Source organism: Borreliella carolinensis (assembly GCF_032595855.2).
GTDB classification, from domain to species: Bacteria; Spirochaetota; Spirochaetia; order Borreliales; family Borreliaceae; genus Borreliella; species Borreliella carolinensis.
The window spans coordinates 1-18,652 of sequence record NZ_CP179460.1; the positions used below are offsets into that span (position 1 = coordinate 1).

General features: G+C 27.8%; 20 protein-coding genes and 4 pseudogenes. 21 read left to right on the top strand and 3 right to left on the bottom strand.

Annotated features, from left to right (window positions below):
• Positions 1-65: 65 nt before the first annotated feature.
• From QIA46_RS05855 to QIA46_RS05890, 8 genes and pseudogenes are all read left to right on the top strand, one after another.
• On the top strand, positions 66-1,289 hold the full coding sequence (locus tag QIA46_RS05855) for a phage portal protein (protein ID WP_418906012.1): 1,224 nt from the start codon (positions 66-68) through the stop codon (positions 1,287-1,289).
• A 16-nt stretch (positions 1,290-1,305) separates the two neighbouring features.
• Positions 1,306-1,998, top strand: a complete 693-nt coding sequence (locus tag QIA46_RS05860) for a DUF1357 domain-containing protein (protein WP_418906013.1) — start codon at positions 1,306-1,308, stop codon at positions 1,996-1,998.
• An 11-nt stretch (positions 1,999-2,009) separates the two neighbouring features.
• Complete coding sequence (locus tag QIA46_RS05865) at positions 2,010-2,567, top strand: DUF228 domain-containing protein (protein ID WP_418905929.1); 558 nt, start codon at positions 2,010-2,012, stop codon at positions 2,565-2,567.
• A 6-nt stretch (positions 2,568-2,573) separates the two neighbouring features.
• Positions 2,574-3,339: pseudogene (locus tag QIA46_RS05870) on the top strand (DUF228 domain-containing protein).
• Between the two features lie 29 nt (positions 3,340-3,368).
• Positions 3,369-3,533 (top strand): annotated as a pseudogene (locus QIA46_RS05875) (DUF228 domain-containing protein); the annotation flags it as partial.
• Positions 3,534-3,590: 57 nt separating this feature from the next.
• Positions 3,591-3,947 (top strand): BlyB family putative holin accessory protein, encoded by a 357-nt coding sequence (locus QIA46_RS05880; protein ID WP_418906014.1) that lies wholly within the window; start codon positions 3,591-3,593, stop codon positions 3,945-3,947.
• Positions 3,928-4,263: a BlyB family putative holin accessory protein gene (locus tag QIA46_RS05885; protein ID WP_418906015.1), complete on the top strand. Its 336-nt coding sequence runs from the start codon at positions 3,928-3,930 to the stop codon at positions 4,261-4,263. The genes QIA46_RS05880 and QIA46_RS05885 overlap by 20 nt, the downstream gene beginning before the upstream one ends.
• Positions 4,256-4,609 (top strand): BBA14 family lipoprotein, encoded by a 354-nt coding sequence (locus QIA46_RS05890; RefSeq protein WP_418906016.1) that lies wholly within the window; start codon positions 4,256-4,258, stop codon positions 4,607-4,609. Before QIA46_RS05885 ends, QIA46_RS05890 begins: the two co-directional genes overlap by 8 nt.
• A gap of 137 nt (positions 4,610-4,746) precedes the next feature.
• Here QIA46_RS05890 and revA read toward each other — a convergent pair whose 3' ends face one another.
• Positions 4,747-5,232: a fibronectin-binding protein RevA gene (gene revA, locus QIA46_RS05895; protein WP_418906017.1), complete on the bottom strand. Its 486-nt coding sequence runs from the start codon at positions 5,230-5,232 to the stop codon at positions 4,747-4,749.
• Positions 5,233-5,403: 171 nt separating this feature from the next.
• Between revA and QIA46_RS05900 the strand changes: the two genes are divergently transcribed.
• Positions 5,404-5,865, top strand: coding sequence for an Mlp family lipoprotein (locus QIA46_RS05900; RefSeq protein WP_418906018.1), 462 nt, complete (start codon positions 5,404-5,406; stop codon positions 5,863-5,865).
• Positions 5,866-5,899: 34 nt separating this feature from the next.
• On the opposite strand, the gene QIA46_RS05905 is transcribed toward QIA46_RS05900, so the two are convergent.
• Positions 5,900-6,916 (bottom strand): ERF family protein, encoded by a 1,017-nt coding sequence (locus tag QIA46_RS05905; RefSeq protein ID WP_418906019.1) that lies wholly within the window; start codon positions 6,914-6,916, stop codon positions 5,900-5,902.
• A 377-nt stretch (positions 6,917-7,293) separates the two neighbouring features.
• Here QIA46_RS05905 and QIA46_RS05910 point away from each other — a divergent pair, with 377 nt between their 5' ends.
• From QIA46_RS05910 to QIA46_RS05940, 7 genes and pseudogenes are all read left to right on the top strand, one after another.
• Positions 7,294-8,391, top strand: coding sequence for a plasmid maintenance protein (locus tag QIA46_RS05910; RefSeq protein ID WP_418906020.1), 1,098 nt, complete (start codon positions 7,294-7,296; stop codon positions 8,389-8,391).
• A 9-nt stretch (positions 8,392-8,400) separates the two neighbouring features.
• Complete coding sequence (locus QIA46_RS05915) at positions 8,401-8,967, top strand: DUF226 domain-containing protein (RefSeq protein ID WP_418906021.1); 567 nt, start codon at positions 8,401-8,403, stop codon at positions 8,965-8,967.
• Positions 8,943-9,692, top strand: coding sequence for a ParA family protein (locus QIA46_RS05920; protein ID WP_418906022.1), 750 nt, complete (start codon positions 8,943-8,945; stop codon positions 9,690-9,692). The genes QIA46_RS05915 and QIA46_RS05920 overlap by 25 nt, the downstream gene beginning before the upstream one ends.
• 39 nt (positions 9,693-9,731) lie before the next feature.
• Positions 9,732-10,253: a chromosome replication/partitioning protein gene (locus QIA46_RS05925; protein ID WP_418906004.1), complete on the top strand. Its 522-nt coding sequence runs from the start codon at positions 9,732-9,734 to the stop codon at positions 10,251-10,253.
• Positions 10,254-10,264: 11 nt separating this feature from the next.
• Positions 10,265-10,804 carry a Bdr family repetitive protein gene (gene bdr, locus QIA46_RS05930; protein ID WP_418906005.1) on the top strand — a complete coding sequence of 180 codons (540 nt, stop codon included), beginning with the start codon at positions 10,265-10,267 and terminating at the stop codon, positions 10,802-10,804.
• Positions 10,805-11,439: 635 nt separating this feature from the next.
• A pseudogene (locus tag QIA46_RS05935) lies at positions 11,440-12,768 on the top strand (DUF244 domain-containing protein).
• Between the two features lie 51 nt (positions 12,769-12,819).
• Positions 12,820-13,245 (top strand): DUF261 domain-containing protein, encoded by a 426-nt coding sequence (locus QIA46_RS05940; protein ID WP_418906006.1) that lies wholly within the window; start codon positions 12,820-12,822, stop codon positions 13,243-13,245.
• Positions 13,246-13,250: 5 nt separating this feature from the next.
• Here QIA46_RS05940 and QIA46_RS05945 read toward each other — a convergent pair whose 3' ends face one another.
• Positions 13,251-14,027, bottom strand: coding sequence for a tyrosine-type recombinase/integrase (locus QIA46_RS05945; protein WP_418906007.1), 777 nt, complete (start codon positions 14,025-14,027; stop codon positions 13,251-13,253).
• Between the two features lie 431 nt (positions 14,028-14,458).
• Here QIA46_RS05945 and QIA46_RS05950 point away from each other — a divergent pair, with 431 nt between their 5' ends.
• The 5 genes and pseudogenes from QIA46_RS05950 (at position 14,459) to QIA46_RS05970 (ending at position 18,652) form a co-directional block, all read left to right on the top strand.
• Positions 14,459-15,088, top strand: a complete 630-nt coding sequence (locus QIA46_RS05950) for an outer surface protein ErpG (RefSeq protein WP_418906008.1) — start codon at positions 14,459-14,461, stop codon at positions 15,086-15,088.
• Between the two features lie 111 nt (positions 15,089-15,199).
• Complete coding sequence (gene eppA / locus QIA46_RS05955; RefSeq protein ID WP_418906009.1) at positions 15,200-15,709, top strand: exported protein A EppA; 510 nt, start codon at positions 15,200-15,202, stop codon at positions 15,707-15,709.
• 155 nt (positions 15,710-15,864) lie between these two features.
• The gene (locus QIA46_RS05960; RefSeq protein ID WP_418906010.1) at positions 15,865-16,524 is read left to right on the top strand and encodes a hypothetical protein; all 660 of its coding nucleotides are present in this window, start codon (positions 15,865-15,867) and stop codon (positions 16,522-16,524) included.
• Positions 16,525-16,736: 212 nt separating this feature from the next.
• Positions 16,737-17,303 (top strand): annotated as a pseudogene (locus QIA46_RS05965) (DUF603 domain-containing protein).
• Entirely contained in the window at positions 17,300-18,652 is a 1,353-nt protein-coding gene (locus tag QIA46_RS05970; RefSeq protein ID WP_418906011.1) for a PBSX family phage terminase large subunit, read from the top strand. The pseudogene QIA46_RS05965 and the gene QIA46_RS05970 overlap by 4 nt, the downstream one beginning before the upstream one ends.

An 18,652-nucleotide genomic window follows, 5' to 3' on the forward strand; every position in this document is an offset into this window, starting at 1 on the left:
ATTTTATTGACAAAAATAATAGTTTTTGCTATCATATATCTAATTTAATAAAGAGAAGTAAAACGGTGTGTGATTTAAGAAAAACAAAATTAATAGATAAGATAAGTTCACTAGAACTATATAAATACTCAATATTTTTTAGGAATTATATAGAAAATGTAGCAGAGGATTGTCTCAAGAACAAGTCCGTTCTTGAGAGTTCTGGCCGCAATGTTAGTGAATTTGAGCTTGATAGGTTAAAAGTACAGCTTAAAAATGCTCTACTTAATTGTATAATAAGCTACCGTTTCCATGGGATTGGATATGTTTTAGTAAAAACCAAAGATACCCTAATAGACCTCGAACAACCCGTTAATATAGAATTACCTATTGGTTTTGAATACCTTGATTATGAATATGTAAGAGATTTGGGAGTTGATTTTGATCATATAACCTACAGAGTAAAATCCAGCAATAAGAACAATTCTTTAGACGCAGTTAAAATACATAAAAGTCGACTTTTCATATATGAAAACTTTGATTATATCTTAAAAAGATATGTTCCGTGTTGTACAGAAAGCTTTTTGTTAGATATTTATTTATTTGAAAAGATATACGTTGAAATAGAAAAACGTATTGAAAACCACAATTTTTTGTTTTACAAAGATGAATCTTTAGTGCAGCTACAAGACGCACTCTCTAGTGCAACAACTTCTTTAAGTGCACTTACTCAAGGCAATAATGATAGAGGAAGTGGCATTTTATCTTCTTTTTTAAGAAAACAAAATTCAAACAATCATAGTAAAGATATTTCTAATTTACGTAGTCTTAATGACTCATTGACGCAGGAACTTGCTAGGTTAAAAAGCAATCTAAATAATGAGGGAATGTTTTATACAGCTACTCCGAGTGCTAGTTTAGAGGTTATTAAATACGACCTTAGCTATTTAAAGGAGGCTTTAGCATTAATTAAGGCAAAAATTGGTGCAGATACTAAAGAACCCCTAACTAGAAGTTTTAATGAGCAGGCTAAAGGGCTAGGAAATGATGGTAAAGGAGATAGGAGCAATTATTACGATTTTCTAAAAGGTGTACAAGAACAAGTTGAAAATTCTTGTAATTTAAAGCTTACAAAGTATTTCGGGCTTGATATGAAGTTTAATTCACTGATTATGTTAAGTGAAGAAGAAAAAGTAGAAAGAGATATAAAGCTAATTGAGCTTTACAGTAAATATAACCAGCTTATACAGAGTAGCTCATTTAATAATGAGGAGCTAGCGATTTTAAAAGAGAAATTATTCTCATTTTGAGAAAAGGAGTTAAAAGATGACAGATAGAGAGGAAAAAGAAGACCCGCAAGCACAAGATAAAGAGGAACAGCAAAATAAGGCCGATACTAAAGTTATCGGTGCGCAGGAATTTGAAGAGTACATGCGCTTTAAAGAACAAGCAAACAGTAAATCTAAAGAGACAAGTCGAGATTTAAGTATAAATGAACGAATAACAAAAGAACTTGCGGAAGTTGAAGAACGAGAGCGTATTGAAAAGCAATTGTTACTAGAGGCAGAGCAAATTAATGAAATTGATACACTTGCAAAAGCGCATCTTAGCAACCATTTTAACAAGGAAGTGTTACTTGCAAAAGGATACACACTAAAAGATATTATGCAGGCACAACGTAGAGAGCTTGTGCGCAAGTTTGTTCCAATTGAGCAAATTAAAGCTATTGCTAAAGCGTCAGATATAAGTCATATCGATGGTGAAATACTAGAACAACTTGTTTCTTTAGCAAAAGTGAATATTAAATTAAGAAAAAATGCGAATAACAATTCCTCTTCTGTTGACTCTATTAAGGGGAATATTGCTATTAAATCAGAAGAAAGAGCAAGTTTGCTTGATTCTAATTTTGTACCAATTAATTTTACAGAATTTGTACAAGCGATAAGTAATACATACAAGCAAAGACGAATTCAATTTTATGAAAATCTAAAAAGACATAAAAGAACAAGTATTGCTTAAAGGAGTTTTTAATGAGTGATATAACAAAAATCAAACAAGAGTTTGATAAAAAAGTTGCAGAAATTCAAGCATTAATGAAAAATCCCCAACAAGACGCGGGGCTACTTAGTAATTCTATTGAATTTAGAGACCAAAATCTAATTTTTTCTAATTCTGGTGGAGTTTGCACTAGTAGTAAAGACAAAATAGAGAATTACCCTGCTAAAGGGTATCCGTACAAGCGAGGAGTAAAACTTAGTTTTGGTGATGGAACAACCGAACTAGAAGTTGAGGCTGGTGGTGGAGATGATTTATATGGGGTGTGTTCTGATATAGATGAGTTTAGTGGTATGGCAACTGTAATACCAATTACGAATAACTTTACAGGATATTTAACACTAAAGAAAGATGGACAAAATAGTGTAAATCCAGGAGATAAATTAAATTTTAACCAACATGGAGAACTGGAAAAGGCTACAGGGGGTCAAAAGACCGTTAATGCAATAGCACTTTCAAAAGCACATAAATTAACCGAGGAATTATTTATAGTGCTTGCTAGTGTATTTGGGAATAGAGCAATAAAAGGGTAATAAAATATGGCGTTAAAAGGTAACGTGCAAGTAGAAAATCTTGAGGCTGTTGAGGACCCGCAGTTAGATTTAGGGGCACAAGTACCCGCTGCTCCTAGAGCTAAACGGCAAGCAAGACAAGCTGAGGATGCACAAGGGGGAGATCCCTATTTGGATGCAATTAACGAGCTTGATGATGTCCTTTTGAAATTCAAGAAATATGTAAAATCGATGAGTTCAATTGAAAATAAGGTTTTTAGCAGTTCAAGTAGTTGTTTTAAATCCAAGAATGAGCGAGTTGATGCATATGCATTTGCATGTTCAAGTTATACAGACAAGATAGAGGAATACATTTACGACCCAGTGAATAGTTTTCCATACAAGCGAGGGGGTTAAACTTGTTCCAAAAGAGAACTCTATATATGTAGAAGTTGGAGCTGATACTGATATGTATTGGATATGTGTAGATGTATGTGAGTTTAGTTGTACCGCGTATGTATTGCCAATTACTAACAATTTTGAAGGGTATCTTGTTACAAGAAATCTAAGTATAAAAATAGGAGAAATACTAGACATAAATAATAACGGAGTTATTATCAAGGCTGGAGGTGGGCCACCAACCGCAATTAATATATATGCTCTATCTGATTCATTTACAATCAATTTTGCACCCGAAGATAAAAATCAAGATCAAAATAGATATCCTAGGCAAGAGTATTCTATTAATTTTATAAAAGTTGCAATTTTTGGAAATAGAGGCCTTGAGAAAATAGTAATACCTGATGGTGGTTAAATCTTAATCGAATAAAAGGAGGTAAATAAATGGGAGATACAACGCAATTAGTAAAAGAGTATCAAGAGAAAAGAAGTAAACTGGAAAAGTTTATGAAAAATCCCCAACATGACGCTGGTTTTATTAGCAATTCTAATGAATTTAGAGACAAAAATGTGAAATTTTTTGCTTATGGAGGCACATTAATAGGCAAGCTTTTTAGAAATGGCAATGGAAATGGCAATACTCATATCAAAAAAAGAGATTAAATTATGAAATTATCTAAAGATAATCTTGAAATTGGACTTGCGTCTATATCAAACCTTATTGATATATTTTCTAAATTTGAAGATGAATTTGATGAAATTGCACATAAAGGATTCTTTTTGGCTTATGAGCTGTATTCTCATTATAAATTAATCTATACAGCAAATATGGAAAGACTTGAAAGTGCATTGACTCCAGCAATAAATGCAGCACTCGCTCCTTTAAATGAAAAAATCAATACGGTTATTGATCTAGTTAATTCTGATGATAAAAATCTCAAAATATCTAAGGATCTAAAATTCAACAAAGACGGAAAACCTATTTATAAGGAAAGAACAAATAATGCAAAAGAACACTATTGAATTGGGACTTAATTTAATATCCAGCTTAACTAACATAGCTAAAACTGATACAAACATAGATCATAATTACATTAATACTTTTAGTAAAGTAATAGATTTTTTCTATAAAACATATATAAGCACACTAAAATCTATGGAAACAGCTGAGTCAACTAAAATATTTAAAGAAATAAAAGATATTTTAAAATACAATATTGAGATAATAGAGGCTATATCTGCTGACAAAAATAAAAAAATTATCACTTCTCTTAAAGCAACACGTAACAAAATTATGAAAGAATATATCAAAATGCTTAAAAGGAGTGAAAATGCTTAAAAGATTACATTGTCTACTAATTGTTTTGCTATTATGTTGTACTACTATTGCTAACCTACCAGAAGAGCCAAAACCTCCAATTATTCCAACGCTAAAATCTTTAGCTAAATACGAAACACAACTTTCTGAATATGTTATGTACCTTGTAACATTTTTAGCTAAAACAAAAGTTAAAGTTAATGACCCAAATTATCCAGAATATCCTTATCCAGACTTATCAACACTAAAAGATGAACACTCCATCCCTGCAGTAAAACATAATATCAACATATATTTAGAGTACATTAAAAAAACAAAACCAATAGCGGAAAAAGTATATAATCAATATTCCCAATTAAAAATGTAAATTACAAAAAGGTTTTTCTTGCAAGAAATTCTGCTTTACGATCAAATTGGCTTTTATAACAAAGAAAAAATCTAGACATTAGATTCGTGCAGATTTAATATCTAGATTTTAACATTTTCAACATGGATATTTACTAATTAATTTACACCCTCTTCAAGAAACTTTATTATTTTTTCTATCTGTCCTAAAGCGTCTGTAGACATTTCCGCTCCTTTGCCAGAATTTCCCTTGAAAGGCACAGTTACTCCAACCAATCTTGCTTCTGACCATATATTATTTTTATTTTTATCCTTATCTGTATAACCATTAATTTTATCTTTAGCTGCCTTTAGCGCTGCTAATTTAGCCTCCAATTTATCATTAAATAGCTTTTCTAAAGCTAATAATTTTTCTTGAAGCTTTGCATCATTTATATCCTTTAAACTTTCTTTTAATTTATTGATTTTATCTTTATACTTATTAAATTCTTCATGATTAGTCTTTATGCCAAGAGTTAAAACGCCTGAATTTAATAACTCTACTTGCTTATTCTCTTCCTCATATCTTTCTTCTATATCTGATTTACAAGCCATTACAAATAACATTAATACAAAAAATAATTTAACTGTATTTTTATTTTTCATTAGTTACTCCTATATTTAATAATAATGAAATTAAAGCTAGCGCAACATTCAAAAAAAATATGAATCTTTCAATCAATCTTTTTAATGATTTCTAAAAATCGGCTCTATAATTGCAAGAATAAATCTTGCTGTCACTCATCATAATGTGCTAAATAAGAAAAGGAAATAAAAATGAAAATTCTCAATATTTTATTTTATTTGTTTTTAATTATATTAAACAGCTGCAATACTAATGATAACGACACTTTTAAGAACAATAATAAACCTACTGAACGCCAACAAGCAAAAAGTGGGATAAAACATGATACGGACCCAAAAGAACTGCAAAAAGAACAACCTAAATCTAAAGAAGAACTTCTAAGGGAAAACCTATCTGATGATCAAAAAACGTATCTTGATTGGTTAAAAACCGCTCTAACTAATGCTGGAGAATTTGATAAATTTTTACAACATGATGTAGGCAAAATAAAAACAGCACTTGACCATATACAAACTGAACTTACCAAATGTGAGGGGAAACAGAATGCTGATCAACGGGAAAACGATTTCAAACAGATAATTCAAGGGGCACTTAGCGGTGGTGATATAGATAACGTTACACAAGCATTGAGTTTGTGCGAAGTTTTGCCGTAATATAATAGCCCCCTATTTGGGGGCTTTAATACTGCTATGCTGCAAATATCTCATCAAACCGTTCACATTCTTTTAAGACACTAAAGAATATTAATGGGCTAGGGCCATAAGCAGTTCGCTTAAGCCCCACAAACTTTTCAAAATCTTGTAAATCCTTTAATCTATTATTTTTCTTGAAATAGTTTTTTATAATCTCCGCCCAATAGTTTACACTCTTAAAATCACTATTTTTCTCAAAATACGAGATTAAATCAGATTCAATTTTCTTGATATCATCAAAATTATTGGGGTCTATATTCTGAATAAAGCCTATTTTTTGAATAATTGAGTTTATATTATCTTTTATTGTAGGGCTATTTACCCAATCTTTTATATTAGACAACGCTTCTTTAAAAACACCGTAATAATAAAGCCTATCTTTTTTTTGTTCTTGCTTAATGTCTTTTTTCTGGTTTTGAATAGTGTTATTTTTTTGAACTTGATTAATCTCTTGTTTTTGTTCCCTTTTTTGTTCTTGCTTTTGATTAACACTAACTTGTTTGCTAGGCATAGAATTTCTGTTTTCATAATTATTGTAAATAGGTGCTGCATCAGTATCAACTTCACTTTTTATATGAAGACCTGCAACTAAAGCGTACCTTTTGACATAAGTAATACCTGAACCAAACAGTTGATACACTGTATTTGTAACTTTAGACCCATTTTCATTGGTCCATTGTAAATTTTCTGTAAGCATTGGAGTATCAAATGATTCTTCATATCCAGTGCTTGTACTGTAAAATGTGGTCCTAATAACATGCTCCTTTTGACCATCTACAAATTTAGATATTGGAAATTGCCCAAAATCAAGCTCCAAATTGTGCTTTTCAATAACGTTTTCAATTGCTTCTACTATTTCATTGAAATCCATATATTTGTATCCATATCCTTTAAGACTTTTATCAATCCCTGGTAAATTCATTTTTAGAGTTTTCATATCTTTTCTAAAGCTTATTTTTGCTTGAATATTATTTTGTATTTCTTGATTATTTTTGTTTGAAAGATTTTCCATCTTTTTCCTCCTTATATTTGTATAAAAATAAATATATAGCAAAAACTATTTTTGCCAACTTTTTTACAAAAATTTTTACAAAAAGGTGCGGGCTTAGCTACGTTCTCTTGTTAAAGAACTTAGCTAAGCCCATATCTTTTTTTCTTGTAAATTCAAATATAAGGTAGAAAAAATGACGATATTTTTCTACACTGTTTGTAGTATAGTCTAACTTTGGATTAAAATCAATTTATTTTTTTACTAAATTACAAATTTATGTATTAATTTAACAAAATTAATAATTAAAAATTTAATATTTTTTTAAAAAAGTATTTACTTTTAAATCAAAATTTTGCATTATAATACTAAGTATTAATACAAATATAAGGAGAAAAAACATGAAAGGTTTTTCAAATACCACAAAAAATCCCACTTGCTATAACAAACACCAACACAAATTAATATCTCTTACATCAACACTAGATTTCCTAAACAAAAAAGATAAGAAATACACACAACAAAACATACTCTATTACTATAATAAAAATCTAAAAAGAAATGGTCTAGCTCCCACTACTTTAAGAACTATGCAAAATTATCTTTATAAATTAGAAAAAGTATTAAAAGTCACAACTAATTACTACCAACACATGGGTGTAAATTGTGGAACTGAAATTTACTATAAACTAAAGTATCCTAAAAAAGAATGTTACCAGAAAATCAACATGTACTTTGAAGAGCGAAAAAACTCTAGATTTAAATCTAGAGTTAATACCCATTTTAAAGACGATATTTCTAAAAATAGTAGTGTAAATTCAGTGGAGTGTTTAAGTAATAAAAATAATATAAAAGAAGAAAGAAAGATTAAAGAAATAGAAAAATATCAATTAAAAGCCTACTACAATAAATTTAACTTTAAATCTCCAAAATCTCTTTCTATTTTGAATTTAGATACAGATAAAAATACCAAGATTAAAGCAATGCAAATTTTAAAACAAAATGAAATTGATCTAATAAAAAGGTTTAATGTAAAAAAATCTTGTATGAAAGAAAAACAAAATACATTAAAGAATATCCTAGATAACGTTCAGAAAGAATTCGAACAAAATGGATATAATTCGGAACAATTAAAGATAAATTTACAAAAAGTATACGAAACTTACAAATATAAGCCCCATTTTATTATTGAAAATCATAAATATAACGATTTAAATTACATAAAACGGAAATTAAAAAAGTCGATTGAAAGGGAAAAACGAAATTCTCAACAAAATTATCAGAATTTAAAGGCAAACATTTTCAATATCCTTATTGAACAACTAAGAAAAGAAACAAATATTGAATTTTTAAAGCCTATTGTAAAAGAATATTTGAATAACCAGAAGAAAATAGAATACAATAAAGTATTTGGTACATATCATCTTGAATTATTAGAACTAATAAAAAAACGAAAAAATTCTATAACTAAAGAAGAATTTAGCATAAGGGCCGTATAAGGATTTAACATGGAAAATGCACCAGAACCTATTGAAACTACAAAAAAAGGTAAATGTAAAGTTGAATGCCAAAATAAAGAACGCTTTATTTTGATTGAAAAAGAAAATGGGAAAGCAATGTACCATACAAAAATAATGATGGACATTTACAAATTTGGAGTTTATGAGAAAAAGCATGAATTTAGATTGTCATTAAGAGCCCTATTTAATGGAGAAAGAATTGTTGAAGAAACTCACTTGTATCCAATTAAAGAAGGAGATAAGTTTATTGGCATTTTTTATGGTTATAGAAAACCAATTAAAAAACCCTTAATAAAGTATCAAATAAATGGGACTAGAAAAGCATATGCATTAGCAAGGGCATATTATATGGAATTTAGATTTAAAGCAGGAAGTGTTTTTTGCTATTTCAAGGGACTATATCGTTTATTAGATAAAACAAGAACAAACAATCACTACAACAAAGTTTTATTCAGTATGTTTACAGATTTAGAACAACAAGTATATAAATTTTATGGGAAAAAATACCCGGAACAAGGACCGTTAATCAAATGGATAATAAAAAACCTAAAATAATAACAATAGCGTCAATCAAGGGCGGTGTAGGCAAAAGCACAAGTGCTATTATATTTACAACGCTGTTGTCCCAAGATTGCAAAGTACTTTTAATTGATATGGATACACAGGCATCAGTAACTAGTTATTTTTACAAAAAAATAATAGAAGACGATTTTAATTTATTAGAAAAAAATATATATGAAGTTTTGAAGGGAAATGTACTAATTGATAATTCAGTTATAAATATTAGTAATAATTTAGACTTGATACCCAGTTATATAAGTTTGCACAAATTTAATAAAGAGGCTATAACATTTAAGGAAATTAAACTTCAAAAACAGTTATTAAATTTACAATCCAATTACGATTACATAATAATTGATACAAATCCCAGCCTAGATTATACACTAACCAATGCTTTAGTATGTAGTGATTATATAATAGTTCCAATAACAGCAGAGAAATGGGCTGTTGAAAGCTTAGAACTTTTAAAATTCTCAATTAGTGATTTAGCCATTGATATTCCAATTTATTTAATAATAACTAGATTTAAAAAAAATAATACCCACAAGGCACTATTTAGTTCGCTTAAAGACAATAAGAATTTTTTAGGGTTAATTTATGAAAGAGAAGATTTAAATAAAAAGATAGCAAAAAATGATCTATTTAATTTAAATAGAGATTATATGCTAGAGTACAAAAATATATTAAGTAAGTTTATAACAATAACCATGTCCAGGTAACTGGACATGGTTGCCATTTTAAATGAAAGGAGTCCATATATGGAGATAGTATTGAACAAAAGAAACCTAGAAGTGCTAAATGAAGCCGAAGAACATTATAAGAAGTTAAAGCAAAGATTAAAATCTAGTTTTCAACAAGAAATTTATTATAAGATGGAAGTTATTAAGATATTAAAAGAAATAAAAGATAACGAATATTATAAATTAGATGGATACAGAACATTTGAAGATTTTATCAAAGATTATCATTTAGCAAGGAGTCAAGCATATGACTATTTAAAAATAGCAAATGCAATTAAAGACGGTATTTTAGAAGAATCTTATGTAATAGAGAACGGTGTTACAAAAACACTTGAATTCTTAAGAAAATCGCCAAATGTTTTGAAAAAATCAAAACAAAATCTAATAAAACCCTTAAGATTTCAACTTAAAAGTCAAGAAAGTTACGACTTTTATAAAAGTAATGCTAAATTTACTGGGTATCTTTTAGACAAATTATTTAATAATGAAAAAGAAATGATTAAAAAAATTATGAAGGAATATAAACAACTGAAAGGATAGTAAAAAATTTTATGACTAATTTAGCATACAGAACATATAACATAGAAAGTATAAAAAATGAATTTTTAAATATGGGATTTAGTAAGGAAGCAATAGATTTTGTTTTTCTACATAATGATAATTACAACTTTGAATTTTTAAAAGAGAAAATAATTGATGTAGAAAAGAATTTAAACGCTAAGATTGATAGTATTAAAAATGAACTTAATTCTAAAATAGATAGTTTAGATACTAAGATTGATAATGTAGAAAAGAATTTAAATATTAAAATAGATAGTATTAAAAATGAACTTAATTCTAAAATAGATAGTTTAGATACTAAGATAGATAATGTAGAAAAAACTTTGCAAAAAGATATATCTAGCTTGAATACTAAAATAGATAGTGTAGAAAAAACCTTACAAAAGGATATATCTAGTCTAGATAATAAAATAAGTGTTTTAAAAACCGAACTTAATACAAGTAATAGAACAATACATGTAATTCTAATAATGGGAATAACGCTTGCTCCAATTATCTATTCTATATTTAATAAGTATTTTTTAAATTAAGAATGATTAAAATTTTATAAAATACTAAGTTAGTATATAGCTTTAAAGTAGAACGTATTTGAATTTTTTAACAAGAGAATTTAAATAAGTTCTTTTATTTTAACAAATACAAATTGATTTTAATTCTAAATTGGACTATACTCAATTGTTGAAAAGCTTATTAAAATAATTTTTAATAAGTGAATTCGGCTAAACCCTAGCTTTATTAAGTTTTTTAACAAGAGAATTTAATAAAGCTTTTATTAATTATAATAATTTCTGTAAAAAGTTGGCAAAAATAGTTTTTAATATTATTAATATTATAATAAAAATTACAGGAGGAAACTTAAACCATTTATGTTATTATAAATACGATTTAGCTTGGGCTTAACTATGTTCTTTTATTTAAGGATATAGTTAAGCCTTTTTTTGTGAAAATGGTTATAAAAAATTGTCAAAAATTGGTTTTGTTACTATATTTATGTATAGTAAGATTAACTTTATCATAATGAGACAACCTTAAAAACTAAGAATAAGGTTTGGTTAGAACAAAAAACTAGCCAAACTTTATTTTTTTGTAAAAATTTTTGTAAAAAAGTTGGCAAAAATAGTTTTTGCTATGTATTTATTTTTATACAAATATAAGGAGGAAAAAGATGGAAAATCTTTCAAACAAAAATAATCAAGAAATACAAAATATAAATAAAGGAGAGCTCAAAATGACAAGTGTTGAACAACAAAGTTTTACTGGATGTGAAATAATTGAGGAAAAAACTTCTCCCATTAAAGAAAAAAGTAAATTAAGCAAGATAGGTAAGAAATTACCAGGAATAAGTAGTCAAGAATGTTTTAGATTTGATCGTAATAAAGATTTTAGCACACAAAGAAATGAACTTGATAGATACGGTGCTAGTGAAGTAGGCAATGTTTTAATAGGAGGTGCGGGACTTAAAGACTTGATGATAAATAGAGTGCTTAAATATTTTGGAATGAGCCTACCTTTTAAAGAGAATTTGTATATGCCTAAGGGCAAGGAACTAGAAAATTTGGGATTCAGAGAATTTGTTGAAGCACATGGTGATAATATTGATATTTTGTACAAGAACAAATATGCCAACGGTGTTGATAAGTATAATTATTTCAAGAAAACTGGTAAATCAGAAATGTTTGTTGGCTCAACAATTGATGGGTGGTTTATAAACAGTAACGGCACGGTAGAGCTTTTAGAGATTAAAAGTAGTGAATCTAATTATATGAGTAGTGCAATTGCTGAGTACAACAAGAATGGCAATTTTTTAAGCAGTAAATATTTTTTCAAATATTATGTGCAGGTGCAAATGCAGCTAGCATGTACTGGAGTTGAGTATTGTAATTTATTCTTTTTAATTGACGCAGAACCAGGTAATTGTAAGATTAAAAGAAATGACGCTCTAATATCAAAAATGCTTGAATATGTTCATAAATGCGAAATGTAAGCTTTTAACATAAGAACTGAAATATTTAAAAATAATAATATCAACTTACAAACATTAAATAATGATAATAATGAAGTGATAAAACTTGTAGAAGATTTAGTAGAAAGAAGTGAATTTTATAGGAATGGAGTTGAGTTTGATTGGGCAAGAGAATTTGTAGAATATGTTGATTGTGTAGAGCTTGAAATTACGGATAGACAAGTTGCTGAAAATGTTGCATGTGATTTAATGGAAGTTGATAGTGCAAAAAAAGAATTAAGCAAAATGCAAAACGAACACAAAAAAAGAGAAAAGTATCTTAAAGATATAATCAAAATGAAAACCTACAATATTACGAATATATGTCCACTAATTGAGCATGTAAATTATAGGTTTAGAGAATTTGTATTCACTTTTGACTCTAAGAAAAGGGCAATATCAGATAGATTAAGTGGGTTATTGCCAACAAGCGAAACATTGCTTTTCCCAAGCAATATAGCATTTGCAAATAATGTTAGTGTCCCCATGTGAATGGGAGCACTAAAAAATTAAAGAAATAATTTAATATAGGAGAGGAAATCAATGATTATTAATAAAATAAAACAAGACAATAGAACTTTAAGACCAGAGATACGAAGATGGGGCTGTTACTTTTTGTGTCTGCATTATTATAAAAGTCTATTTAAGAAACGTGAATTTAATGCATATGAAATAAATACAGCGTATTATAGATTTATAGGACTTGGTTATATCAAGAGTAATTGTTTTATTATGAATCCGTGTATGATACTTAATTACTACGGAATTAGAAGTAGTGTAAGATATGAAACTTCAAATTATTTGGGTGCAGCAAATGAATTTGAAATAAGTGAAGTTAAAATCGATAAGTTTAATGGGTATCACTTTATAGCAACAAAGAATAAAGAAATATTGTATGATTCACTTGACTTAAAGCCTCGTGGAAAAATATTTAAAGTAACTTCAAAGCGTATATTTAAACTAAAATAGTTTTATTAAAGTTTAAGGTTATTTTTCATACATTTATAAGCGTGAATTTTATTAGCAGAAGAGAGTCCATATATATTATCAATTTCGGAAGTTGAATGATATTTCATAAGTTCTTTAATTTGAAAAGAATTATAACCATTAGATTTTAAATATGAAATAAACAAATTTCTAAATAAATGGAGCGATTTATTAGCACGAAATCCTGACTTTTTGAGAAGATTTTTAAATTTTCTAGAAATATTGATAATATCAATTTGATTATCTTTAAATTTATGTTTAGTTTTTTGGAAAAGATAAGTACGCCGTGAGTCAAGATTTTTTTCATTAAAATAATTTTCGTGAGCGAATTGAATAGCCTGGAACTCATCAGATTTGATAACAATTTCCCTAATACAAGTAACATTTCTTTTTTTAGCGATATTTACTTTTATATTGTAAAAAGTTTCTCCAGTTTTATTTAATAGGGGAGTAATATCTTGCATTTTTACTTTTTGAATTTCAGCACCCCTACACCCACTTATTGCCAGTAGATGTAGAAACCAACCAGAAATAGGGTCAATTTTTTTTAATGATTTAACGCATTTTTCAATTATTTTGATAGCTTTTGGGGTCAAATAAAACTTAGGAGTTGGTTTTGAAGATTTTTTCTTTGGTTTAGATGAATTTTCGAGTGAATTTTTAAGAATTTTATTTTCATTTACTAATTTTTGATAATCTTGAATTAGTTTGAGCATAAAATCTGTGTTGAAATTATTTAAATTAAAATAATTATTAAAATCCATAAAATCCTCTCCTTGGAAGTGTTACTTTTAAATTAAGTAAAAGTAATAAAAATTTAATAAAAATGTAATTTATATTTTACCAAAAACCTAAAATTTTAGTCAAATTTTGTGAGTTCTCATTGCAAGAGAAATTTGGGTTGTGGAGTGGTTTTAATAAACAGAAGAGGCAATTTTTAAGGGGTGGACTTAAGAAAGACTATATACTTTAAGTGATATATAGCAAAGACCTTGAAATTTAAGTTGTATGCTTTTTGTAGTCTTTTGTAATGAGTAGTGCATTTGCAATGGAGAGATTTTGGCGAGTTGGTTAAAATTACATTTGCGTTTTGTTAATATGTAACAGCTGAATGTAACAAAATGATATATTTAAATCTTTGAAATATTGCAATTATTAGATTTTGTGGTAATATTGGTACTTTATGGAGTGGATTATGAATAAGAAAATGAAAATATTTATTATTTGTGCTGTTTTTGCTTTGATGATTTCTTGCAAGAATTATGCAAGTGGTAAAAAAGATATAGAACAAAATTCAAAAAAGCAAGTTCAAGGATTTTTAGAGGCAAAAAAAGAAGAGTTGGCTGACGGTTTGAAAAAGCTTGGATCAGAAGCTTTTTTAAAAGTTGAAGAATTAATGCAAGCCGATGGACCACAAGTACAAGCTGAAGAGCAAGTGGCTCAAGGTGTTTTTAAAGATCCAGAATTAAAAGAGAAAGGTATTGAAGAAAAAATAGAAGAATTAAAGGAATTTAAAAATGGCTCAAACAAGACAAAAGAGGATAGAAAAAAAGAATTAGAAGAGGCTAGAAAGAAATTTCAAGAATTTAAAGAACAAGTTGAATCTGCAACTGGAGAAAGTACTGAGAAAGTTAAAAAACAAGGAAAGATTGGACAAAAAGCTTTAAAGTATGCTAAAGAATTGGGTGTAAATGGAAGTTATTCTGTTAATGATGGTACTAATACTAATGATTTTGTAAAAAAGGTTATAGATGATGCTCTTAAAAATATTGGGGAAGAACTTGAAAAGCTAGCAGAGCCTCAAAATATAGAAGATAAAAAATAATAAAAAATGGGGTTTAATAGTAAAAATTATGAACAATAAGACTGGTTGTTAGTCTTATTGTTTATTCGCATTTGCATTTCTGAAATTTAGACAATAAAGCTAGGAGGGAATATGAAAAAAATTAGTCTGTTAATATTTTTGTTTTTATTTGTAGTAAGTTTAAGTGCAAATATAGAAGAAAATTATACAGAAACCAAAAGAGCTTTTTCTGAAGAAGATTTTAATTTAATAAATAAAAGACTAGATAATTATGATTTTAGAAATGAGTATGAAAAAAGTCATGTTTTTTCCGATGCTCCTAGAATTAGAAAAGATTTAAGAAAAATTGGAATTAAAGAAAAAAGTGTTTTTTTGGATGCTCTTGAGATTATTGAATATCTTATAAAAATTAGGATAAGTGCCGATATTATTTACTTGTCTGAGGATATGATTAGACTTATAGGGGGTTATCCAGAGTCGATTTTTAATTATTTGATACAATTAAATTCGGATAAAGTTGATTATGCAGAGAAATATGGAGATAACGCCAGAAATAATTTTAAAAAAGATTATTCTGAAGATAAAGCAAATGCAGTTAAACAAATTTTAAAACAAATTTTGGCTGATTTGCCCAAAGATTAAATTTTTTTTTAAAAAAAAGAATCTTATAAGATGTTTTTTAAGAAAAGCTAAAAAAGATTTTGAAATAAAATAAATGCTTTTTATAAGCATAAATTATGAATAACAAGATTAGCTACTAGTCTTGTTATCTTGTTAATGCTGGAGAATAATGATAAATGAAAAGAATTTATATTACTTTATATTTTATATATGCTTTATTTTCTTTAAATGCCAACGAATTGATGAAAGATTTTATTAATGGTAACGATTATGATATTAATTTTGAGGATTTTAAACTGCAAGAAGATAGTTCGTATTGGGAATTAAGAAATAAAAAAAATGAAAATGAGAAAGCATATTTAATTATATCTGCCGATAAAAATGTTTTTAACTTAATGCGTATATTTGGGACTGCTATTGGTGAAGCCTTTAGCAATACGGATAAAACTAAAGCAAAAAAAGACAAGAATTTAATATTTGGAGATATTAATGGGGTGGCAGTTGTTTGTAGTCCCCAAAAAGGGCCAAAAATTGCTCTTTTTTTTACAAAAGAATTTTTTAAAAATAACACTAACAATGCAAAAAATATTATTATTAAGCATTCTTTTGATAAAGAAGAGCCCATTATAAATTCACTTAATAATCAATGGATTGTAGAAGGGAATAGCTTGTTGGGGTTAAAAGAAAATGGAACAGCAAATTTTCTAAAAAAGGCATTATCTAGCAGGGTTTTAAAAGTAAATATATACGATAACCAAAAAATAAATCATACTTTCAGTATTAGACTGAGAAATTTCCAAGATTTATATGATATGTATGACCATAATTTTAATTAAGAAATTATAAGAAATGTCTTTAAAAGCTCAAATCATAAAAAACAAGACTAATGCGGCAGTCTTGTTTTTTATTGTTCATGTTTAATAAGAATTGTAAAGATAAATCTGTGGTCAATAGATATAAACAAGACAATAGTTTATGTTAACAATTAATAAATTGATTTACTATTTAGAGTAACAAATTGTTACTTTTGTTATTTTAGAGGATTTTTTTGAAAAAAGTTAAAAGGTCTTTTGATGATTATGTTGTATATTTTAGAGAAGGATTGTTGGATGATATAGAAATAGCCGCCAAATTGGGAGTTTCTAGGGTAAATGTGTGGAGAATGAGGCGAAAATGGGAAAGTGGGGAAAGTTCTGTTAACGAGGAATCTAGATTATCAATTAGTGAAGATACTTTTGAGCACCTTTTATCACAAACTTTTAAATCAGAAGTTAACGCTAGGAAAGTTATAAGCGAATTAGATTTAGAACGTGCTAATTTAAAATTAGGGTTTATACGTTCATTTAAACAATATTTTGGTGCTGAGCTTGTTAGCATACGTACTAAAATAGAAAATTTAAGAAACAAAATTGATGCATTAAATAAAGCAAGTAATAAAAAAAATAAGTTAGTTGATAATGAAGAAATTAATTCATTAAAAAGTGAACTTAATGAATATGTAAAGGAATATTCAATAAGATAAATGGAGCTTTATTATGAATGTATGAAAAAACTTGCTACGCTTCACGGGACTGAAAGCAAAAACAACTACAAAAATAGTAAAGGGCACAAGTGAACTTATATCAAACGAAACTTTTTACAACACTACAAAAAGAATACAAAAATAAATATGGAGTTGATATATCACAATTTATAAAGCTAACAAACTCTTCAATTGATTTTGATAAGTTTGAAGAAAAACAATTAACTTTAAAGCAAAAGAATATAATAAAAAGCATTCAAAAGAATAATGAAAAAAAGATTATACTTAGCGGTGGTATAGCTAGCGGCAAGACGTATCTTGCATGTTATCTTTTTCTCAAAAGTTTAATTAAAAATAAAAAGTTATACTCAAGTGATACGAATAATTTCATTATTGGCAATTCACAACGTTCAGTTGAAGTTAATGTTTTGGGACAATTTGAAAAGCTATGCAAACTTCTTAAAATTCCTTATATTCCAAGACATACAAATAATTCATATATTCTGATTGATTCACTGCGAATTAATCTATACGGTGGAGATAAGGCAAGTGATTTTGAAAGATTTAGAGGAAGTAATTCGGCACTCATTTTTGTGAATGAGGCTACAACTTTGCATAAGAAAACTTTAGAGGAAGTCTTAAAAAGACTACGTTGTGGACAAGAAACCATTATTTTTGATACTAATCCTGATCATCCAGAGCACTATTTTAAAACCGATTATATTGACAATATAGCAACTTTTAAGACATATAATTTTACAACTTATGACAATGTTCTACTTAGTAAAGGATTTATAGAAACACAAGAAAAGCTATATAAAGATATACCATCATATAAAGCAAGAGTTTTGCTAGGTGAATGGATAGCAAGCACAGATTCAATTTTTACACAAATAAATATTACTAATGATTATGTATTTACTAGCCCAATAGCATATTTAGACCCAGCCTTTAGTGTTGATGGGGATAACACTGCATTATGTGTTATGGAGCGAGTTGATGATAAGTATTATGCTTTTATATTTCAAGATCAACGACCAGCCAATGACCCGTATATTATGAATATGGTTAAGACCGTTTTAGAAAATTTCAATGTACATACACTGTATTTAGAGGATAGAGACAATACAAAAGGTGCTGGTGCATTGACCCGTGAATACGTGCTACTTAGGAAAAATATGAGTCATTATTTTAGAATTACCCCAGTTAAACCAAAGTCTAATAAATTTAGCAGAATAACAACGTTAATTACGCCGTTTACTTACAAAAAACTTTACATTACGAAATACAGCAGTTCTTCTGTATTTAATGATATTTATTCGTATAAGGGGGATAATAAAACCCATGATGACGCTCTTGATGCAATATCCGCAGCATATTTGATGTTGTCTTTAGGATATAGAGAGAGAAGTGTTCACTTTGGCAATCAAAGATTTTTGTAA

Bases quoted from the DNA above. Each gene is read 5' to 3' on its own strand.
- QIA46_RS05865 (WP_418905929.1), top strand. From the start codon at position 2,010: ATGAGTGATATAACAAAAATCAAACAAGAGTTTGATAAAAAAGTTGCA.
- QIA46_RS05910 (WP_418906020.1), top strand. From the start codon at position 7,294: ATGAAAGGTTTTTCAAATACCACAAAAAATCCCACTTGCTATAACAAA.
- QIA46_RS05945 (WP_418906007.1), bottom strand. From the start codon at position 14,027: ATGGATTTTAATAATTATTTTAATTTAAATAATTTCAACACAGATTTT.
- bdr (WP_418906005.1), top strand. From the start codon at position 10,265: ATGACTAATTTAGCATACAGAACATATAACATAGAAAGTATAAAAAAT.
- QIA46_RS05925 (WP_418906004.1), top strand. From the start codon at position 9,732: ATGGAGATAGTATTGAACAAAAGAAACCTAGAAGTGCTAAATGAAGCC.
- QIA46_RS05950 (WP_418906008.1), top strand. From the start codon at position 14,459: ATGAATAAGAAAATGAAAATATTTATTATTTGTGCTGTTTTTGCTTTG.
- QIA46_RS05920 (WP_418906022.1), top strand. From the start codon at position 8,943: ATGGATAATAAAAAACCTAAAATAATAACAATAGCGTCAATCAAGGGC.
- QIA46_RS05905 (WP_418906019.1), bottom strand. From the start codon at position 6,916: ATGGAAAATCTTTCAAACAAAAATAATCAAGAAATACAAAATAATATT.
- QIA46_RS05915 (WP_418906021.1), top strand. From the start codon at position 8,401: ATGGAAAATGCACCAGAACCTATTGAAACTACAAAAAAAGGTAAATGT.
- QIA46_RS05880 (WP_418906014.1), top strand. From the start codon at position 3,591: ATGAAATTATCTAAAGATAATCTTGAAATTGGACTTGCGTCTATATCA.
- QIA46_RS05940 (WP_418906006.1), top strand. From the start codon at position 12,820: ATGATTATTAATAAAATAAAACAAGACAATAGAACTTTAAGACCAGAG.
- QIA46_RS05960 (WP_418906010.1), top strand. From the start codon at position 15,865: ATGAAAAGAATTTATATTACTTTATATTTTATATATGCTTTATTTTCT.
- eppA (WP_418906009.1), top strand. From the start codon at position 15,200: ATGAAAAAAATTAGTCTGTTAATATTTTTGTTTTTATTTGTAGTAAGT.
- QIA46_RS05890 (WP_418906016.1), top strand. From the start codon at position 4,256: ATGCTTAAAAGATTACATTGTCTACTAATTGTTTTGCTATTATGTTGT.
- QIA46_RS05900 (WP_418906018.1), top strand. From the start codon at position 5,404: ATGAAAATTCTCAATATTTTATTTTATTTGTTTTTAATTATATTAAAC.
- QIA46_RS05860 (WP_418906013.1), top strand. From the start codon at position 1,306: ATGACAGATAGAGAGGAAAAAGAAGACCCGCAAGCACAAGATAAAGAG.
- QIA46_RS05885 (WP_418906015.1), top strand. From the start codon at position 3,928: ATGCAAAAGAACACTATTGAATTGGGACTTAATTTAATATCCAGCTTA.
- revA (WP_418906017.1), bottom strand. From the start codon at position 5,232: ATGAAAAATAAAAATACAGTTAAATTATTTTTTGTATTAATGTTATTT.